Source organism: Xanthocytophaga agilis (assembly GCF_030068605.1).
GTDB classification, from domain to species: Bacteria; Bacteroidota; Bacteroidia; order Cytophagales; family 172606-1; genus Xanthocytophaga; species Xanthocytophaga agilis.
In genome coordinates this window covers 193,760-211,235 of the sequence record NZ_JASJOU010000018.1, presented here as the reverse complement: position 1 = coordinate 211,235, position 17,476 = coordinate 193,760, and the positions used below count along the sequence as shown (strand labels likewise).

Below are 17,476 nucleotides of genomic sequence, written 5' to 3'. Positions count from 1 at the left end.
AGATTTCTTAGACAAAGATTCAGATAATGATGGATTGACAGATGCTCTGGAGGCAGGTTACACAGATGCTAATGGAGATGGTGTTGTAGATGCATTTGCTGATACTGACAAGGATGGTTGGAATGATACAACCACAGCTGGGTATTATTTATTCGATACAGACAATGATGGCGTGACAGATTACCGTGACACAGATAGTGATAGTGATGGAGTAAGCGATCTGATAGAAGGCCATGATGCTGATTTCAATGGGATGGCAGATCGTGTTCTTTCCGGAACAGATACAGACAATGATGGGTTGGACAACAACTTTGACACAGACAATGGCTATACCTATGTCACACCTAAAGATGCGGACGCTGATGGAGTAGTTGACTTTAAGGATAGTGACGATGATAACGATGGCTTGTTGACCAAAGCTGAAGATTACAATGCAAACACCAATTGGGCAGATGATCTGCGGCAGGGTGGTCCTAGACCAGATTATCTGAAAACAAGTGTAGCAGTACCTTCCTGTTTCAATCCAACACTAAGCACAGTTAACTTTACCAATGCAGGAGTGACATTCCCAGCTACAGCAGGAGGCGTAACCGTAAGTAGTACGAATGCAAATGTTGTACTTTCAAACGGAACAGTATATGGAGGAGGAACCAGCTACCCAAGTGGTGCTGCCGGATATGGTACAACGGTGAATAATACTCGTACCGCCCAACTGTTAATCCAGAATGGGTTACCAACATTAGCTACTGCTACAATCAGCTTTAGTCAGGCTGTACAGAATGCTACCATTCAATTATGGGATATAGATGCTTCGCCCGGACAGTTTATAGATAGAGTTACTATCAATGGCTATTTAGGATCTAACCTGGTAACGCTTTCGAGTACAAATGTGGCAACAGGTTCTGCAAATACTTATATTGGTAGCAATACTATTGTAGGCAATTCAAATGTTAATACAAATAGTACTAATGGCAATGTAACCATTTCATTCCCATCCACCATTGATCGGATTGTGATTGTATATCGCAACAATGATCCAGCACAGGGAAACCAAGGATTGGGTATTGGTCAGATCACATGGTGTCCTGCAGACAGAGATAATGATGGAGTAGCTGACCTGACTGATTTAGATGATGACAACGATGGCATCCTGGATACAGATGAAAATGGTGGTGTAGATCCTTTCGCCGATGTTAACAGCAATGGCATTCCTAATTATATAGATCCATCATTCGCCGGCTTTGTAGACTCAAATAGTGATGGCATTAATGATAATTTTGATTTTGATAAAGATGGTATCATCAATCAGTTTGATATCGATTCCGATAATGATGGTATTCCAGATGCCATTGAGGCCAACAGTGGTAACGCACCTACAAACTATATAATTTCCGGAACAGGTACAGGCCGTATTGGAGGTACAATCAATGCCAATGGTCGTCCAGCCAGTTCACAGACAACACCTCTGGCTAATCCGGATACAGATTCGGATGGTAAGAAAGATTTCTTAGACAAAGATTCAGATAATGATGGATTGACAGATGCTCTGGAGGCAGGTTACACAGATGCTAATGGAGATGGTGTTGTAGATGCATTTGCTGATACTGACAAGGATGGTTGGAATGATGCAACAACAGCTACTTTGTATATGTTGGATACAGATAGCGATAACCTGGCCGACTATCGTGATACAGATAGTGATAGTGATGGAGTAAGTGATCTGATAGAAGGCCATGATGCTGATTTCAATGGGGTGGCAGATCGTGTTCTTTCCGGAACAGATACAGACAATGATGGGTTGGACAACAACTTTGATACAGACAATGGCTATACCTATGTCACACCTAAAGATGCGGATGCTGATGGAGTAGTTGACTTTAAAGATAGCGATGACGATAATGACGGATTCCTGACCAGAACGGAGAACTATAATAATAATGCTATCTGGACAGATGATCTATCCCAAGGTGGACCTCGCCCTGATTACCTAAAAGCATTGTCTACTGTAGCATCTTGTTATAACCCAACTCCTAGTATTGCCAATTTTGGTACAGGAGGGGTTACATTCCCTGTAACATCAAATGGGATAACCGTAAGCAGTACGAATGCAAATGTTGTATTGTCCAATGGTACAACCTATGTAGGAACCAGCTATCCAAGTGGTGGTGCCGGTTACAATACCAATTATGGAAACCAGCGTTCTGCTGAACTTACCATCACAGGTGGTTCCCCATCATTAGCTACAGCCACAATCAACTTTGGTCAGGCTGTGCAGAATGCTACTATTCGTTTACTGGATATAGATGCTTCTCCAGGACAATTTATAGATCGGATTACTGTTAATGGCTATTTAGGAGCTAATCTTATAACGCTTTCAAGTACAAACGTGGCAACAGGTTCTGGTAATACGTACATAGGTAGCAATACCATTGTAGGAACTGCTAATGTCGCTTCTAATAGTACTAATGGCAATGTAACCATTTCATTTCCATCCACTGTTGACCGAATTATAATCTTATATCGCAATAATGATCCGGCTCAAGGAGATCAAGGTTTAGGGATCGGACAGATCACATGGTGTTCTACAGATAGAGATAATGACGGAGTGGTTGATCTGACAGATTTGGATGATGACAATGATGGGTTACTGGATACAGATGAAAGTGGTGGAGTTGATCCACTAGCTGATGCTAATGCTAACGGTATCGCTAATTACATGGATCCTACCTTTGCTGGATTTGTGGATGCAAATAGCGATGGTATCAACGACAATTTTGACGAAGACAAAGATGGTATCATCAATATCTTCGATCTGGACTCAGACAATGATGGTATCACAGATGCCATTGAAGCGAATGGAGGAACCGCACCTGCAAATTACAATACGACAGGTATAAACTCTGGTCGAATCGGAGGCACAATCAATGCCAATGGTCGTCCAGCCAGTTCACAGACAACACCTCTGGCTAATCCAGATACAGATTCGGATGGTAAGAAAGATTTCTTAGATACAGATTCTGATAATGATGGGGTGCTTGATCGTATTGAAGGGCACGATGCCAACTTTGATGGGGCTGCAGATACTGCTCTGTCAGGGACAGATAGCGATAAGGATGGTTTGGATAATAATTTCGACCCATACAATAATAGCACAGGTACTGCCAATGGTAGTGCCAACACGGCGCTGCCACAGGATACTGACTCAGATGGAACGCCTGACTACAGAGATACCGATGATGACAATGATGGGGTATTGACTGCTACTACAGGAGCATTGGGTGAAGATGCCAACAGCAATGGGAACTGGGCAGATGATAAAACTCAGGGACAGGGAGGAGCAGGACGACCGAATTATCTGTACTACTATAACCTGTTGTTCCAGCCAAATGGCAATGCTACCGGAAGTTCAGCTTGTGCCAGTACAGGAAATAGTTTTCGTTTGACTCCAGATGTTGCAAGCCAGATAGGTTCAGTATGGCGCAGAGTACCTTTGAACCTGAATTATTCATTTGAAGTACAATTCAATGCCTACTTTGGCACAACCGACGCTTTAGGTGCTGATGGGATTACATTTGCTTTGCAGACGGCTGGAATCAATGCGATAGGGGCATCAGGTACTGGAATAGGTATGCAAGGGGTGACACCTTCTGTGATTGTCGAATTTGATACCTATGACAATGGAGCCGGATCTGGAGATATTACAGATGATCACATTGCTATCTCAAAGAATGGTACTCTTGCTTCACCAGTGTTTGCTGCGGTTGCGGCCAAAGGAGCGGGTCAGAATATTGAAGATGGAGTGTATTATCCGGTTCGCATTTTATGGAATAAGAACACTAAGACATTACAGGTTTATTTCAATGGAGTGCTGCGCGCGACTTATTCGGAAGATTTTGTTAGCACAGTATTCAGCAACAATCCTGTAGTATATTGGGGATATACAGCCTCTACAGGTGCCTACACAAACCGCCAGGAAGTATGTGATATTAACTTCTTCTATGACAATGACCAGGATGGGGTTGCGGATAATATAGATATCGATGATGACAACGACGGGATTACAGATCTGGTTGAATCAGGTGGTGTTGCTACAGCAACAACTGATGCTGACAATGATGGAGTAATTAACTTTATGGATGCGGATTATTGTACGCTGAATGCTGCAGGTGTATGTGCTAGTCTGGATATGGATAATGATGGCATTATCAATCAGTTTGATCTGGATTCAGATAATGATGGAATTGCTGATGCAATCGAGGCTAACGGTGGAGCAACTCCAGCTTCTTATAGTGCTACTACAGGTAGAATTACAGGCGCAGTAGGAGCCAATGGTATGCCGAATGCTTCAGAAACGGCAGTTGAAAGTGGTGTGAGCCTATTTGCCAATCCAGATACCGACTCAGATGGTAAAAGAGACTATCTGGATCGCGATTCTGACGGTGATGGTATCACGGATACACGTGAAGCGGGTGGGACAGACGTAAATGGGGATGGTATTATTGATGCCTTGGCGGATACGAACCGAGATGGATGGAACGATGCCAATGCGACAACAGCTTTGCCTCTAACTAACTCAGATGCAGATGCAGCACCAGATTACCTGGATACAGATTCTGATAACGATGGCGTATTGGATGCCATTGAGGGACATGATGCCAACTTTGATGGTGTCTCAGATGTAGTAGGTTCTACTTTGACAGATACGGATAACGATGGCTTGGCGAACGGGTATGATCCGGATAACGGAGGTATTACGACAGCACCTCAAAATACAGATGGTGCAGATCTGCCTGATTATCGTGATACAGATGATGATAATGATGGTCTCTTAACCAAAAATGAGAACTATAACGGAAATGCTACCTTGGCTGATGATTTCACACAAGGTGGTCCTCGTCCGGATTACCTGCAACGTGCAGACAGAGATGGAGACGGTATTGTAGATGCTACAGATAATGATGATGACAATGATGGTATATCTGATCTGGTTGAATCTGGTGGAGTTGATCCGCTGGGTGATGCAGATGCGGATGGAGTCCTTAACTACAGAGATTCCTCTCCAGGGGGTGGCATCGTATGGGCAGATACAAATGCAGACGGAATCAATGATAACTTTGACAAAGACGGAGACGGCATTATCAATAGTTATGATCTGGATTCAGACAATGATGGTATTCCGGATGCAGTCGAAGCAAATAATGGAGTGCTTCCTGCCAATATGAATACAGATGGTAAGTATCCGGTAGCATATGTAAATGCCAATGATACAGATGGGGATGGATTTGCCAATGCAGTAGATGCCAGTACAGGTGGAACAGCTCTGGCAAACGGAGATCAGGATGTAGACGGATTGCCTAATGCACTGGATGTAGACTCTGATAGTGATGGTATTCCGGATGCAGTTGAAGCTAACAATGGAGTACTTCCTGTAAACATGACTACAGATGGCCAGTATCCTGCAGTGTATGTAATTGCTAATGATACAGATAAAGATGGTCTGGTAAATGCACTGGATGTAACCAACGGCGGTACGCCTCTGGTAAATGGTAACAAGGATAATGCAGGCTTATCAAACTTTCTGGATCTGGATTCAGACAACGACGGTATTCCAGATGCAGTGGAGGCGAATAATGGAGCGCTTCCTGCAAATATGACAGCCAACGGACGTTACCCGATAGCATATGCAACCGCTAACGATACAGATAGAGATGGCTTGGTGAATGTGCTGGACATCAATAATGGTGGAACGTCTCTTGTCAATGGTAATAATGACTACGATGCTTTACCAAACTTCCTGGATCTGGATTCGGATGGAGACGGTATAGTGGATGCAATGGAAGCGAATAATGGTGTATTACCAACTAATATGAACAACAACGGTCAGTATCCGGTGGCTTATTCGAATGCGAATGATACCAATGGTGATGGTCTGGTAAACGCAGTGGATCCGAACAATGGGGGTACAGCCCTGGCTCTTACCAATTCTGATGGTGATACGCTTAGAGACTTCCTGGACATCGACTCAGATAATGATGGTATTGTAGATAACCGTGAAGCTATGAGTGTTGCTGCCTACATTGCTCCTGTAGTTACTGATACAGATAATGATGGTATCAGTAACGCATACGATGCAGACAATGGGGGTACACCGGTAGTCCCTGTCAATACAGACGGGGCAGATCTTGCTGACTATCGTGATACAGATTCAGACAATGATGGAGTAATAGACCGTATTGAAGGAAACGATGCCAATCAGGATGGTATAGCAGATGTAACATTTGCTCTGGCTGATGCCGATAGTGATGGATTACAGGATGTGTTTGATACAGTGAATGGTAAAGGGACCCTTGGTAACGTAAACGGAACTAACACTCCATTACAAAACACTGATGGTACAGACCAGCCAGATTATCGCGATACAGATGATGATAATGATGGCTTCCTGACAGCTGTAGAAGATTCGAATAACAATGGTAACTGGGCAGATGATAAAACACAGGGACAAGGTCCTGCAGGTAAACCAAACTATCTGTTCAAAGCAGATCATGATGGGGATGGCATCTCAGACCTGGTTGACGTAGATGATGACAATGATGGTATCCTCGATACAGATGAAGATGGCACTCCGGGTGGTTTTGACCCAAGTGCAGACGCAGATGGAGATGGTGTTCCGAACTACCGTGACAGCGACTTTGGTGGAATTGCCTTTGTCGATAGCAACACAGATGGTGTGAATGACAATCTGGACAAAGACCTGGATGGTATTCCCAATCACTGGGATCTGGATTCTGATAACGATGGCATCGCAGATGTGATTGAAGCCGGTGGAACAGACCCGGATGGTAACGGACTCATCGGAAACGGAGCTACGATTACCGATACAGATGGAGATGGTTTGTCTAATATCGTCGATACTGACAATGGTGGAACTGCACTGGCGAATCTGGATTCAGATGGTGACGGATTGCGTAACTTCCTGGATCGCGATTCTGATAACGATGGTATCACAGATACACGTGAGGTGGCTGGAACAGATGCCAATGGTGACGGAGTAATCGATGGATTTGCAGATGCCAACGGTGATGGATTTAACGATGCTACTGTTGCTTCACCATTAACATTGCCTGATACAGATGGGGATGGTTTCAGAAACTACCTGGATCTGGACTCGGACAATGACGGCATTGCGGATATAGTAGAAAACGGCCAGCCGGATACAGATAACAATGGACGAATTGACGGATTTGCAGATGCAGATAATGATGGATTGGCAAATGTTGTGGATCCATTCAATGGAACTACCAGCACAGGCATCGTTGTAAACCTGATCAATTCCGACGCAGGCTCAGAACCAGTTGGTGCAATACTACCAGATTATCTGGATCGCGATTCAGATAACGACGGTATCACAGATGCCCGCGAAGCGGCAGGGACTGCTTCCTCAGACGCAAACGGTGATGGTATTATTGACAGCTTTGGCTCAGGCAATACAAACGGATGGGCTAACACACGTCCTTCTTATGCATCGCTATTGGATACAGATGGTGATGGATTACGCAACTATCGTGATCGAGACTCAGATAATGATGGAATTACCGATGCTCGCGAATTTAATGCAACTGGAAGTCTTGACGCAGATGGTGATGGAATTGTAGCCGTAACGATTACAGATGCCAATGGAGACGGCTTGAATGATGGTTCGGTAACAGCAACGCTGCCACTGAATAGTGATGGAGACTCAGTACCTAACTATATAGATCTGGATTCTGATAATGATGGTATCGCTGACGTTGTGGAAGTAGGTTATGCAGATGCCAATAATGACGGACGAGTAGATTTTACTGGCACATTTGCCTCCAATGATACAGATGGAGATGGACTGATCACTGTTGCCGATCCGTCAACGGGTGGAACAGCAACAGTGCTGATCAATACAGACAGCGCGTCAGAACCAGCAGGTGCCATATTGCCTAACTATATTGACCGGGACTCAGATAATGACGGCATTACAGATACAAGGGAAGCAGGTGGGGCAGATACAGACGGAAATGGTGTAATCGGTAACACTGCGGGTAGTACCGCTATCGTAGATGCCAATGGGGATGGCTGGAATGATACACCTATCACCTATGCTATGATATTGACAACAGATCTGGATGGAGATGGTAAGTTCAATTATGTGGATCGTGATTCGGATAATGACGGACTGACTGACGCATCTGAAGCTGTGTTAAGTAATGATACAGATGGAGATGGTGTAGTTGGAAATGTGGCAGGTGCAACCATTACCGATGCAAATACTGATGGCATCAATGATGGATCTTTGAACGCTGCCTTCCCTGCTGACACAGATGGAGATGGTGTGTCAAACTATCAGGATCTGGATTCGGACAACGATGGAATAGGCGACTTTATGGAAGCTGGTGGACTTGCTACTTCAGATGCCAACAATGATGGTCGCATAGATGTTGGCCTGGCAGATACAGATGGTGATGGTCTTTACAATCTGGTTGATCCAGTGAATGGGGCATCAGTAGGAGGGGCCAATACAGGAGCACGTTTAGCTATGCCTGATACAGATGGAGATGGTGTACGTAACTTCCTGGATCTGGATTCAGATAATGATGGAATCTCAGATGCAATCGAAGCCAACGCAGGTGTAGCTCCTGCCGGATACAATGCAGGTTCGGCTCGTATCGGAAGTGCCGTAAATACCAGTGGACTGGTAGCTGTAACCAAACTGAATCCGGCACTGGTAACTGATACAGATGTTGATGGCACCAGAGATTATGCAGATGTTGACTCAGATGCAGATGGAATCACAGATGCCATTGAAGCAAACGGAGCTCTTATGTCATCGTCCTTCACTTCGGTGTATGCTCCTGCAACGGGCCGCTTTACCGGAGCCGTAAACAGTGATGGCATTCCTGCTTCTGCTTCAGGTTTGATTACCAATCCGGATTCCGATTCGGATGGAAGACCAGATTATGTGGACTCTAACTCTGATAACGATACGTATGCTGACTGGATAGAAGCTTTCAATGATAATCGTAACAAAGAGTCGGCAGATGATTTCAAAGCAAGGGTAGCAGCATTTGTGGCAGCAGGAGGTAACGCAGCATTCTATCCTTCTACAGATGCCAACGGAAACACCTTCCCTGATTGGCTGGATGATTCAGATGGTGATGGTATTGCAAACTTCCTGGATATTAACTCTTCGTTCTATCATGATACAGATGGAGATGGCCTGGTAGATTTACTGGATCCGTCGAATGGAGGTAAAGGATACGCTGCAGTGTTGAGCTTCCCTGACTTCAATAGCAATGGTATACCTGATCAGCGTGATGCTACTGATATCATACCTCTACCTGTAACCTGGTTACGATTTGAGGCACGTGAAAATGGCGAGGTAGTAGATGTAATCTGGGCAACAGCTTCTGAAAAGAACAGTGCATATTTTGAAATTGAACGCAGCAGTAATGGAAAAGACTTCTTGTCTATCGGACGAGTTCAGGCTACAGGCACAACTTCATCTGTTAGCAACTACTTCTTTGAAGATGTGCATCCGCTGGCAGGAGTATCTTATTATAGATTACGTCAGGTGGATCAGGATGGAATCTATGCTTACAGCAAGGTGGTAAGAATCGAACGCGACATTGCATCTACACAACTGACAGCATATCCGAATCCGACTAGAGGTGATTTGACATTGCATGTAGAACAGTTCAGCAATGAGAAATTGCAAGTACGTATATTTACTGCCAGCGGAAGTCTTGTACGTCAGCTTGAACTGGAATCAACCAATGGATCTGCACAAAGCGGAGGCATTGCCAGCGAATGGAAATTGAATCTTGGTGATCTGGCGAATGGTATGTATACGCTACAGATACAGGGAGAAACAATCCGTCAAACCATTCGGGTAGTGAAAGTGAATTAATCGGTAAAATTGGAATATCTCAGAAAGCACTCCCCTCTGGAAAGAGAGTTGGAGTGCTTTCTACTTTTGGGATAGACTGGTAAATCAAAATACTGATTTAAATATGCTATAAATACAACTCGAATTCTTTACGCTGGCAGATATACACAGAAGATAGCTCCTTGCCCCGGCATTCCGTCGGCTGTAATAGTACCTCCGTGGTTTTCAACAACACGCTTGCAAATGGACAATCCTACGCCTGTACCTACAAACTCCTGTTTTCCATGTAGTCGTTGAAATACCTGAAATATCAGATCCTTGTATTGATTGTCAAATCCGATACCCTGGTCATGTACACATATCTGATAAAAGTGCAGCGCATTACCTGTTGGCTTTACCTGAGGGTCTAGCTGTGATCGTTCAATACGTTGAGAGGTAACTCTGATTACTGGAGTCTGGTTTGAAATAGTATATTTTATCGCATTAGACAATAGATTCTGAAACAACTGAGTTAACTGCAGTTCGTCTCCTTTCAGCTTTGGCAGTTCTTCTAACTCAATCTGCGCCTTTGTTTCCGAAATTTTTTGTTCCAGTGTGGTTAACACATTGTCCATAACAGACTGGAGTGAGACTACCCCAAATGAAGGCTGACGGGTAGACACTTGAGAATAGGCTAAGAGATCACTGACCAACTTAGACATACGCTCTCCTGCTGATGACATACGTTCTAGCAGATCCAGACCACTTTCTTCCAATAGATCTGCATATTGCTGTTGCAATAGAGAGCTGAATGTCTGAATTTTACGAAGAGGCTCCTGTAAATCATGTGACGCAACATAGGCAAATTGTTGCAAGCTATCATTGGAACGCTGGAGATCCTGATTGGCCATCAATAATTCCTGAGTACGTTGTTGTACTCGCTCTTCCAGTATCGCCTCCATCTTTTTGAGATCGGTAATATCTCTGGCAATTGCCAGTACTCCCTGTACCGAACCATCAGGTCCAAACTCTGGGACTAGACGTGAATAGTAATGCATGTTGCCTTTCACTGACGGAAAATGATTGTAATGGTCTGTCGGTTGTCCACTATCCAGCACTCGCTGCAGGCTTTCCATATAGGGCTCTGCAATGTTGGTAGGCTGGCCCATTTCCAGGTTGGTTTTACCTAATAATGTACTATTGGGAACGCCTGTTTTGGTTTCAAAGGCTTTATTGGCGAAGATTAACCTTCGTTGCTGATCCCAACGTGTAATTACATCTGGTGTGTTTTCGACCAAGCTTCTGAACAGGATTTCACTTTGCTCAACCAGTTGTTTTTTTTCTTCAATCTGCTGGCGGATAAGCATCTGATCGGTTACTTCTACACTCACATTAATAATACCATAGATCTCACCTGTAGGATCGTAGAGAGGTTTATAGATAAAATCAAAGTATCTGGTTGTAGGAATTCCTTCTGTGAGGAGTATAGCAGGGGTTTCATGTCGGAATACCGGCTTCCCGGTAAGATATACTTTCTCTAGCAGATCGAAGAATTCCTGGCCTTCCAGTTCGGGCATAGCCTCTCGAAAGGGTTTACCTATAATTGAAACATCCTTACTGATAATCTGAAGCATCGGATTATTAATTGTTTCAATAACCAGCGACCTTCCACGAAATATCATGGTTGCGACAGGTGTATCCTGTACCAGACTCCGAAAATACTGTTCACTATCCCACCGGATCTGCCGGGTGGTTACCTGTTCTGTAATATCCTGTGCTATTCCGGAAACTCTATAAGCCATCATTTGCCCTTCTGTTCTTGACTTAGCAAAATACGCTTGTCCCTGACAATGCAACCAGTGTGATTGATTATTGGAAGAATCAGTGATACGAAATTCAATGCTGTATTTCCCGCCTGTAGCTGGGTTCATTGCTTTGGTAAAAGCCTCTCGTACCTGTGACTGATCCTGAGGATGTATATGTTGCCATAATCCTTCATAGTCTATGTTGTCTTCCTGAGAGAATCCATACAGTTCTTTGCATTGGTCATCCAGAAAGATTTGTTTCTGTACCAAATCTATATCCCAAGTGCCTATTCCTGCTGCTTGTAAAGAGAATTGTAGTCGTTTATGTTCTGCAGGGTTGTCTTCAGAAAACTGGTATGCATTCATCGAATAAAAATATAATATCCAGGTTATACAGCTGAATTCAGCCTGTATAAAGTTATTGCTTAGTGCCTTTAGTAGTTAAGTATAAAAGATAATGCCTTTCAATACGATAGTATATGATTGATTGTGAGTTCTCTAGTAAGAATAGGCAATTGAAAAATAAAGAATAGATCTTCTACTAAAAAGCAGGAAGACAGGCCACACTTATTATCAGGGCCAGTTCCATAATACTATACGGGTATAGAGGAAAGGGAAAAGTTGGGAAAGAATATGGACAAATAATACTATGTTATCCGCTGATTTTACTCAAAAACCGGATGCTGGCAATAGTACCAGTATCCCAGGATATAGTAAAGTTGCTGTTTAAGTTCATTATAAGTGCAGCTTTTCTGAAAAAATCCCTGAATAGTTGTTTCTGTATAAGCCTGATGTACCAGTGTATCATTAATGGAGGTGGACCAGAAAATAAAAGGCGTACACTTGGCTTTGAGCACTGGATCCTGATCAATCTGTTTCTTGAATTCAATACCATTTATCATAGGCATATTAATGTCACAGATAAGTATAAAAGGGTGGACAGTTGCCTGTTGCAGATAATCCAATGCCTCTATCGGGGTGGAAAAATAGATGACCTTATCTATAAGATTCAATTCTTTAAGAATTCTGTTTAAAATAAGCTGATCATCTTCATCATCTTCAATGATAAGAATAGGACCTGAGGGATTGATGTGAGTATATAACATACAGGGAAAGGGTAGAAAGCATACATTGAGAAAATCATACCTTACTAATCTAGTATGAAAATCTGTGAGACATCCCTAAGTTTATTTCTACAATGTGTGAAACTATTTTTTGTCTCTTTCTAATTTTATCGATCTTTAAAAATATACTTTAAGTTAATATGTAGCAATGAAAGTCCATCCATATGTTCTATTCTTTTATAAAAATACATACTACCTCAGGCTTTGACAACTAGGGAGTTGGATAATCAAGATTTTAAATAGTAAAACTGTCTTTCCTGCTATTTGGAAAGATGTTATGGTATTTTTCCAATTGTACTCGTCGGATCAGGGAAGGAATTGGTCTGCTATTTTTAGAAACTAAAAGAATAACTCATCAGTTAGGCTTACCAATTTGCTCGTAGATGAATATACACAAAAGAGTAGTAGAGTATGATGTTTCTTCCTGGCCGGTCAAACCGGAAACTGTTTGTGGCTTTATTGGGATTGTGGATTTGTTTTTTGCCTGGGTATGCACAGGTTTCTATTGTGTATACAGATTCTTTGGCAATACAAGCTCATATTCCTGTTGTGAAAGTGCAGAATCAAAGCCCTATTGTTTCCAGATATGTCAGTGCCTATGAAATTCCTACACATCAGCAATATTTTCAGACCATTGCAGTCACATTTGGCTTAATTTCATGTATGTTGTTGGCAGCCTTTTTGGGTTTGTTCTGGTACAGAAGGGATTATAAGCCGCCATTGTACTTTGCTTTTGTTTGTTTGCTTTCTGTGGGAGAAATTATAACTAACAACGAAGAATTTATTCTTTTATTTGTTCCTATAAGTCTACAAAATGTAGTACGTCTCAATTATTTATTTTTTGCACTAATTGTTTTTGCTTTTGCATCACACATTCGTTCAGCTTTTTCTCGTTTACTTCCCCGATGGTTTTACCTGACTATTGGTCTGGTGTGTTCACCTGTAGCTGTGTTAGCATTAGTTAGCCCACTGGAATTACTATATGGGATTTTTCAGGGCTTTAGTTTATTTACATTAGTTGTTACCTTATACAGTTGGGTATTACTAGTAGGAGCATGGAGACAAAAGGTAACAGATAGTCGGGAGTACCTGCTAGGCTTTAGTGCAGTTCTGCTTGCTTTTGTGAATGACTGGGCAAGAGAATTAGGTCTTCTACACACAGGGCCTTTTTTGCCACTAGGGCTTTTTATTTTTGTGGCACTCATGGCTTTTGCCTTATCACGTGGTACTGTTCGTACACTGCACCGACTCAAAATGATCAGTCAGCTACGTTATGAACAAAACCATCAGCTCAAACATCTCAATCACGAGTTGGATCGGTTTGTGTATCAGACTTCCCATGATCTTCGGGCACCTATTGCTTCATTAATGAGCTTGCTGGAGTTAATTCGACAGGAATCTGAAGAGAATCAATTGAATACTGACCAGCTTCAACTTTATATGGAGTTGGGACAAAAAGTGCTGAAAAAGCAGGATAAAGTCATTGCTGAAATTCTGAAATATTCATTGAACCGGCGTTTGCAACTACAAACACAGACAATTGACTGGGAACAACAAATCACAGATGTTGTTTCCGGTTTTAAAAAAACACATCTTATTAATGAAACGGTCATTATACGGACTGACTTTCAGATATCAGGCCACTTTGTTACAGACCCGGATCGGGTAGAGTTGATTTTGTCACATCTGATAGATAATGCAATCCGTTACCGTGATTATAGCCGGGAACTATCCATTGTGGATATCAAAGTTACCAGTAGCTCATTCGAAACGTTGATTGAAGTACGTGATAATGGTATAGGCATTGCCACACAATATCAAACACGTGTCTTTGATATGTTTTTTCGGGCTTCTGAACGATCTGAAGGTGCTGGTCTCGGATTGTATCTGGCTGCTCAGGCAGTAGATAAACTAAAGGGAACCATTGGGCTGGAATCAACGGAAAACCAGGGAAGCTGTTTTCGGGTCCGATTACCCAATCTGGAACGACAATAATAACTATTACTATCAAGTTCCTGATAACAATAGCCAGGAACTTGATAGTAATAGAATAGCTGTATAATGCAAATTCAGATGTATTTATCCCATAGAAGGCTTTACTTTGGAGACATGACCATTACTTAATGGTGTATTTTGTCTGTTCAACGCATCTGAGGCCTGCTCAATCCATTGATTTACTTTCTCTGTACCAATTACTGAAGCCAAAGCCGCTCCTACACCTACAGCACCCAAAATGGATAGAAGCGCTTTGTTGTTTTTTGCGAAGGGCTTGATACTTTTCCATAAAGAATTTTTATTCTTCTTCTTTTTTTTCTTTGCCATTGTCTTATATCAGATAATGTTAACAAATTGTTAAGTCTTTATCTAACAAAGACAAAAATCCCGTGCCTGAGGATTGGTCTGTAACTAATGATACAGTTTGAGACTATTAGAGAGTAACTATTCACTCTCTACGGGTTGGGTGGGATAGTAGATTTTTGCAGCGGCTACACAGGCATCAATAAGCTCATCCATTTTCTCATAATCAAAAGGCAGGTGATGAATAGCCCCTGCATCAAATAATAAATTACCAATTGCTAGTTTAATCTGGTATTCAATAGAGCTGTTGTTTTGCCACTCTTTTACAACTATATCATAAGAGAAAATATGCAAACGGATAATTGCATCTATTTCCAGCGATAACTCGATGGTCAGTTTTATTTTGTTGCTTTTCTGACTGAATGCAGGCTGCCAGTGCTGAGTTAGAAGCTCATAAAATACATTGGCCCCCAGATTGCCCTCAACACTTTCTGGGTCAGAACTGATAAACATATTTTTGAAAGAATAAAAGCCATTTTTTGGGAAGAATTATTCAGAAGGTTTGTTTGTAGTTACAAGATAATGATAATATTGCAGATTATAAGGTTGGGGTAAGTGGTTCGATACAGGTCTCTGTAAGATTTGAAGGGTTGAGGAAATACGCGTCAATTCAACAGCTAAAAATAGTATAAATTTTATTTTTCTTTAGAAGGCTTTATTGAGGGAAGATGGTATTATACAAACATTTGAAATGAATATACTTTTATGCCTGTATTCACAAAACCTGAATATTTCTGTTAAAAGATGAAGTTTTTTGGCCCTTTTATGGCTAATTTCAAAAAGAAGGGGAGAGTTGGAGTTTTAAATGAGTGCACTATTTATCTGGTAGAATGCTTTACATAATACATTCTGAACAATAAAGTAGCGGAAAGGGCAAAGAGAATATAGGAAAATATGAAAGATGTAGTAAAACCTGAAATAAACACATTTATGTGAAAACATGTATGGCATCGAACCAGGAAATAAAAAATAATAGTTATTAAAATCTTAAAAATGGAGTTTAGGGTGTTGTTACTTTTTTAACTGATTTTTCAGGTAAAAGGATAGTGATTTGGACACCTTGGTTGGGCTGCGAATACACATTCATTGTGCCATTCAGTAACGCAACTCTATTTTGGATGCTGGATAAGCCGATACCCTTTCCCATTGCCATTTCTCTCTCCACTTCAAACCCAATTCCATTGTCTTTCACCTGAATAAAGATATCAGTCCCGTTTCGGGTGATTTTCACCAGAGCCATACGGGCTCTGGAATGTTTGAGAATATTATTAATCAGTTCCTGAACAATTCGAAAGATAGCTATTTCCAGGTTTTGTTCCAGTCGTTGGTTGAAACCTCTGTAATCAAGCGTAACAGTCAGATCGGAGGAGGATACTTTGCTACATACTGCATTCAGAGCATACTCCAGACCAAAGTCTTTGATCACAGTAGGCACCAGATCATGAGAGATACTTCGGGTAAGTTCTATGCCTTCTACCAGAAAGTTGTCAACAGTATGCAAGGCTTTGGCTACTTCCTTTTGTTGTGACTCTTCCAGCAACGAATGTAATACCTGCAGATTCAGTTTGGCAGCATACAACACCTGAGCCAGTCCGTTATGTAAGGATTCACCAATACGGATTCTTTCCTGCTCCTGTGCATTGAGAATAGCATTCATGATTTCCTGTTGTTGGGTGAGTTTTAACTGCATGGTTTCTCGCTCCATGCTTTTTCGTTCTGTAAGATCTATCACCCCCAACAAGCATTGTATTGAATCGTTTGTGTCTTTGATCTGCCATCCCTCCAACCGTACTTCTGAAACTTTTCCTGTTTTATGTATCAAATCTACTTCACAGAATTGTTTCTCTGTGTTTTCAAATACCTGTTGGATGAAAGTATAAAAGGTCTTACCTGAATCAAAAGTAAGCAGACTCCGAAAGGGCTTTCTTATAAGAGACGATAGTCGACGCCCACTTAGGAGAGACCCCATATGGTTTGCTTTCAAAATGATGCCATACTGATCCAATGTAAAGTATCCGATCGGTGCCGATTCATAAAGTAATGCATATTCATTTCGGGATTGTTCAGCTTCCATTCGTGAACGCATTAACTCTTCATTTTGAATTTCCAGTTCTATCTGATGCACATGCAATTCATGTATCAACTGTTTGATATGATCATTGTCAGGTTGTTTCGTTATGGAGTTGTCTTGTTCATGCAGCATTTTTTCTGCCAGCATACGCAATTGTGCAAATTTTGACTCTTCATCTAACTCTCTCATACAGGATCTCCTCACATATAATTATGGCTTAAGC

Annotated in this window: 7 protein-coding genes; 2 read left to right on the top strand and 5 right to left on the bottom strand. The window is 41.9% G+C overall.

The window, feature by feature from the left end; all coding sequences use genetic code 11:
- Positions 1 to 34: 34 nt before the first annotated feature.
- On the top strand, positions 35 to 9,937 hold the full coding sequence (locus QNI22_RS34705; RefSeq protein ID WP_314518443.1) for a lectin-like domain-containing protein: 9,903 nt from the start codon (positions 35 to 37) through the stop codon (positions 9,935 to 9,937).
- Positions 9,938 to 10,065: 128 nt separating this feature from the next.
- Here the strand turns inward: QNI22_RS34705 and QNI22_RS34700 are convergent, their stop codons facing one another.
- Both QNI22_RS34700 and QNI22_RS34695 read right to left on the bottom strand, forming a co-directional pair.
- Entirely contained in the window at positions 10,066 to 12,066 is a 2,001-nt protein-coding gene (locus tag QNI22_RS34700; RefSeq protein ID WP_314518441.1) for a PAS domain-containing sensor histidine kinase, read from the bottom strand.
- 299 nt (positions 12,067 to 12,365) lie between these two features.
- On the bottom strand, positions 12,366 to 12,806 hold the full coding sequence (locus QNI22_RS34695; RefSeq protein WP_314518439.1) for a response regulator: 441 nt from the start codon (positions 12,804 to 12,806) through the stop codon (positions 12,366 to 12,368).
- A 429-nt stretch (positions 12,807 to 13,235) separates the two neighbouring features.
- Between QNI22_RS34695 and QNI22_RS34690 the strand changes: the two genes are divergently transcribed.
- Complete coding sequence (locus tag QNI22_RS34690; RefSeq protein WP_314518437.1) at positions 13,236 to 14,819, top strand: sensor histidine kinase; 1,584 nt, start codon at positions 13,236 to 13,238, stop codon at positions 14,817 to 14,819.
- Between the two features lie 84 nt (positions 14,820 to 14,903).
- On the opposite strand, the gene QNI22_RS34685 is transcribed toward QNI22_RS34690, so the two are convergent.
- From QNI22_RS34685 to QNI22_RS34675, 3 genes are all read right to left on the bottom strand, one after another.
- Positions 14,904 to 15,146, bottom strand: coding sequence for a hypothetical protein (locus QNI22_RS34685; protein ID WP_314518434.1), 243 nt, complete (start codon positions 15,144 to 15,146; stop codon positions 14,904 to 14,906).
- 117 nt (positions 15,147 to 15,263) lie between these two features.
- Positions 15,264 to 15,635, bottom strand: a complete 372-nt coding sequence (locus QNI22_RS34680) for a hypothetical protein (RefSeq protein WP_314518433.1) — start codon at positions 15,633 to 15,635, stop codon at positions 15,264 to 15,266.
- A 547-nt stretch (positions 15,636 to 16,182) separates the two neighbouring features.
- Positions 16,183 to 17,442 carry a PAS domain-containing sensor histidine kinase gene (locus tag QNI22_RS34675; RefSeq protein ID WP_314518432.1) on the bottom strand — a complete coding sequence of 420 codons (1,260 nt, stop codon included), beginning with the start codon at positions 17,440 to 17,442 and terminating at the stop codon, positions 16,183 to 16,185.
- Positions 17,443 to 17,476 lie beyond the last annotated feature (34 nt).

Excerpts from the sequence above, each read along its gene's own strand:
- QNI22_RS34700 (WP_314518441.1), bottom strand. The coding sequence starts at position 12,066 with ATGAATGCATACCAGTTTTCTGAAGACAACCCTGCAGAACATAAACGA.
- QNI22_RS34695 (WP_314518439.1), bottom strand. The coding sequence starts at position 12,806 with ATGTTATATACTCACATCAATCCCTCAGGTCCTATTCTTATCATTGAA.
- QNI22_RS34690 (WP_314518437.1), top strand. The coding sequence starts at position 13,236 with ATGATGTTTCTTCCTGGCCGGTCAAACCGGAAACTGTTTGTGGCTTTA.
- QNI22_RS34685 (WP_314518434.1), bottom strand. The coding sequence starts at position 15,146 with ATGGCAAAGAAAAAAAAGAAGAAGAATAAAAATTCTTTATGGAAAAGT.
- QNI22_RS34680 (WP_314518433.1), bottom strand. The coding sequence starts at position 15,635 with ATGTTTATCAGTTCTGACCCAGAAAGTGTTGAGGGCAATCTGGGGGCC.
- QNI22_RS34675 (WP_314518432.1), bottom strand. The coding sequence starts at position 17,442 with ATGAGAGAGTTAGATGAAGAGTCAAAATTTGCACAATTGCGTATGCTG.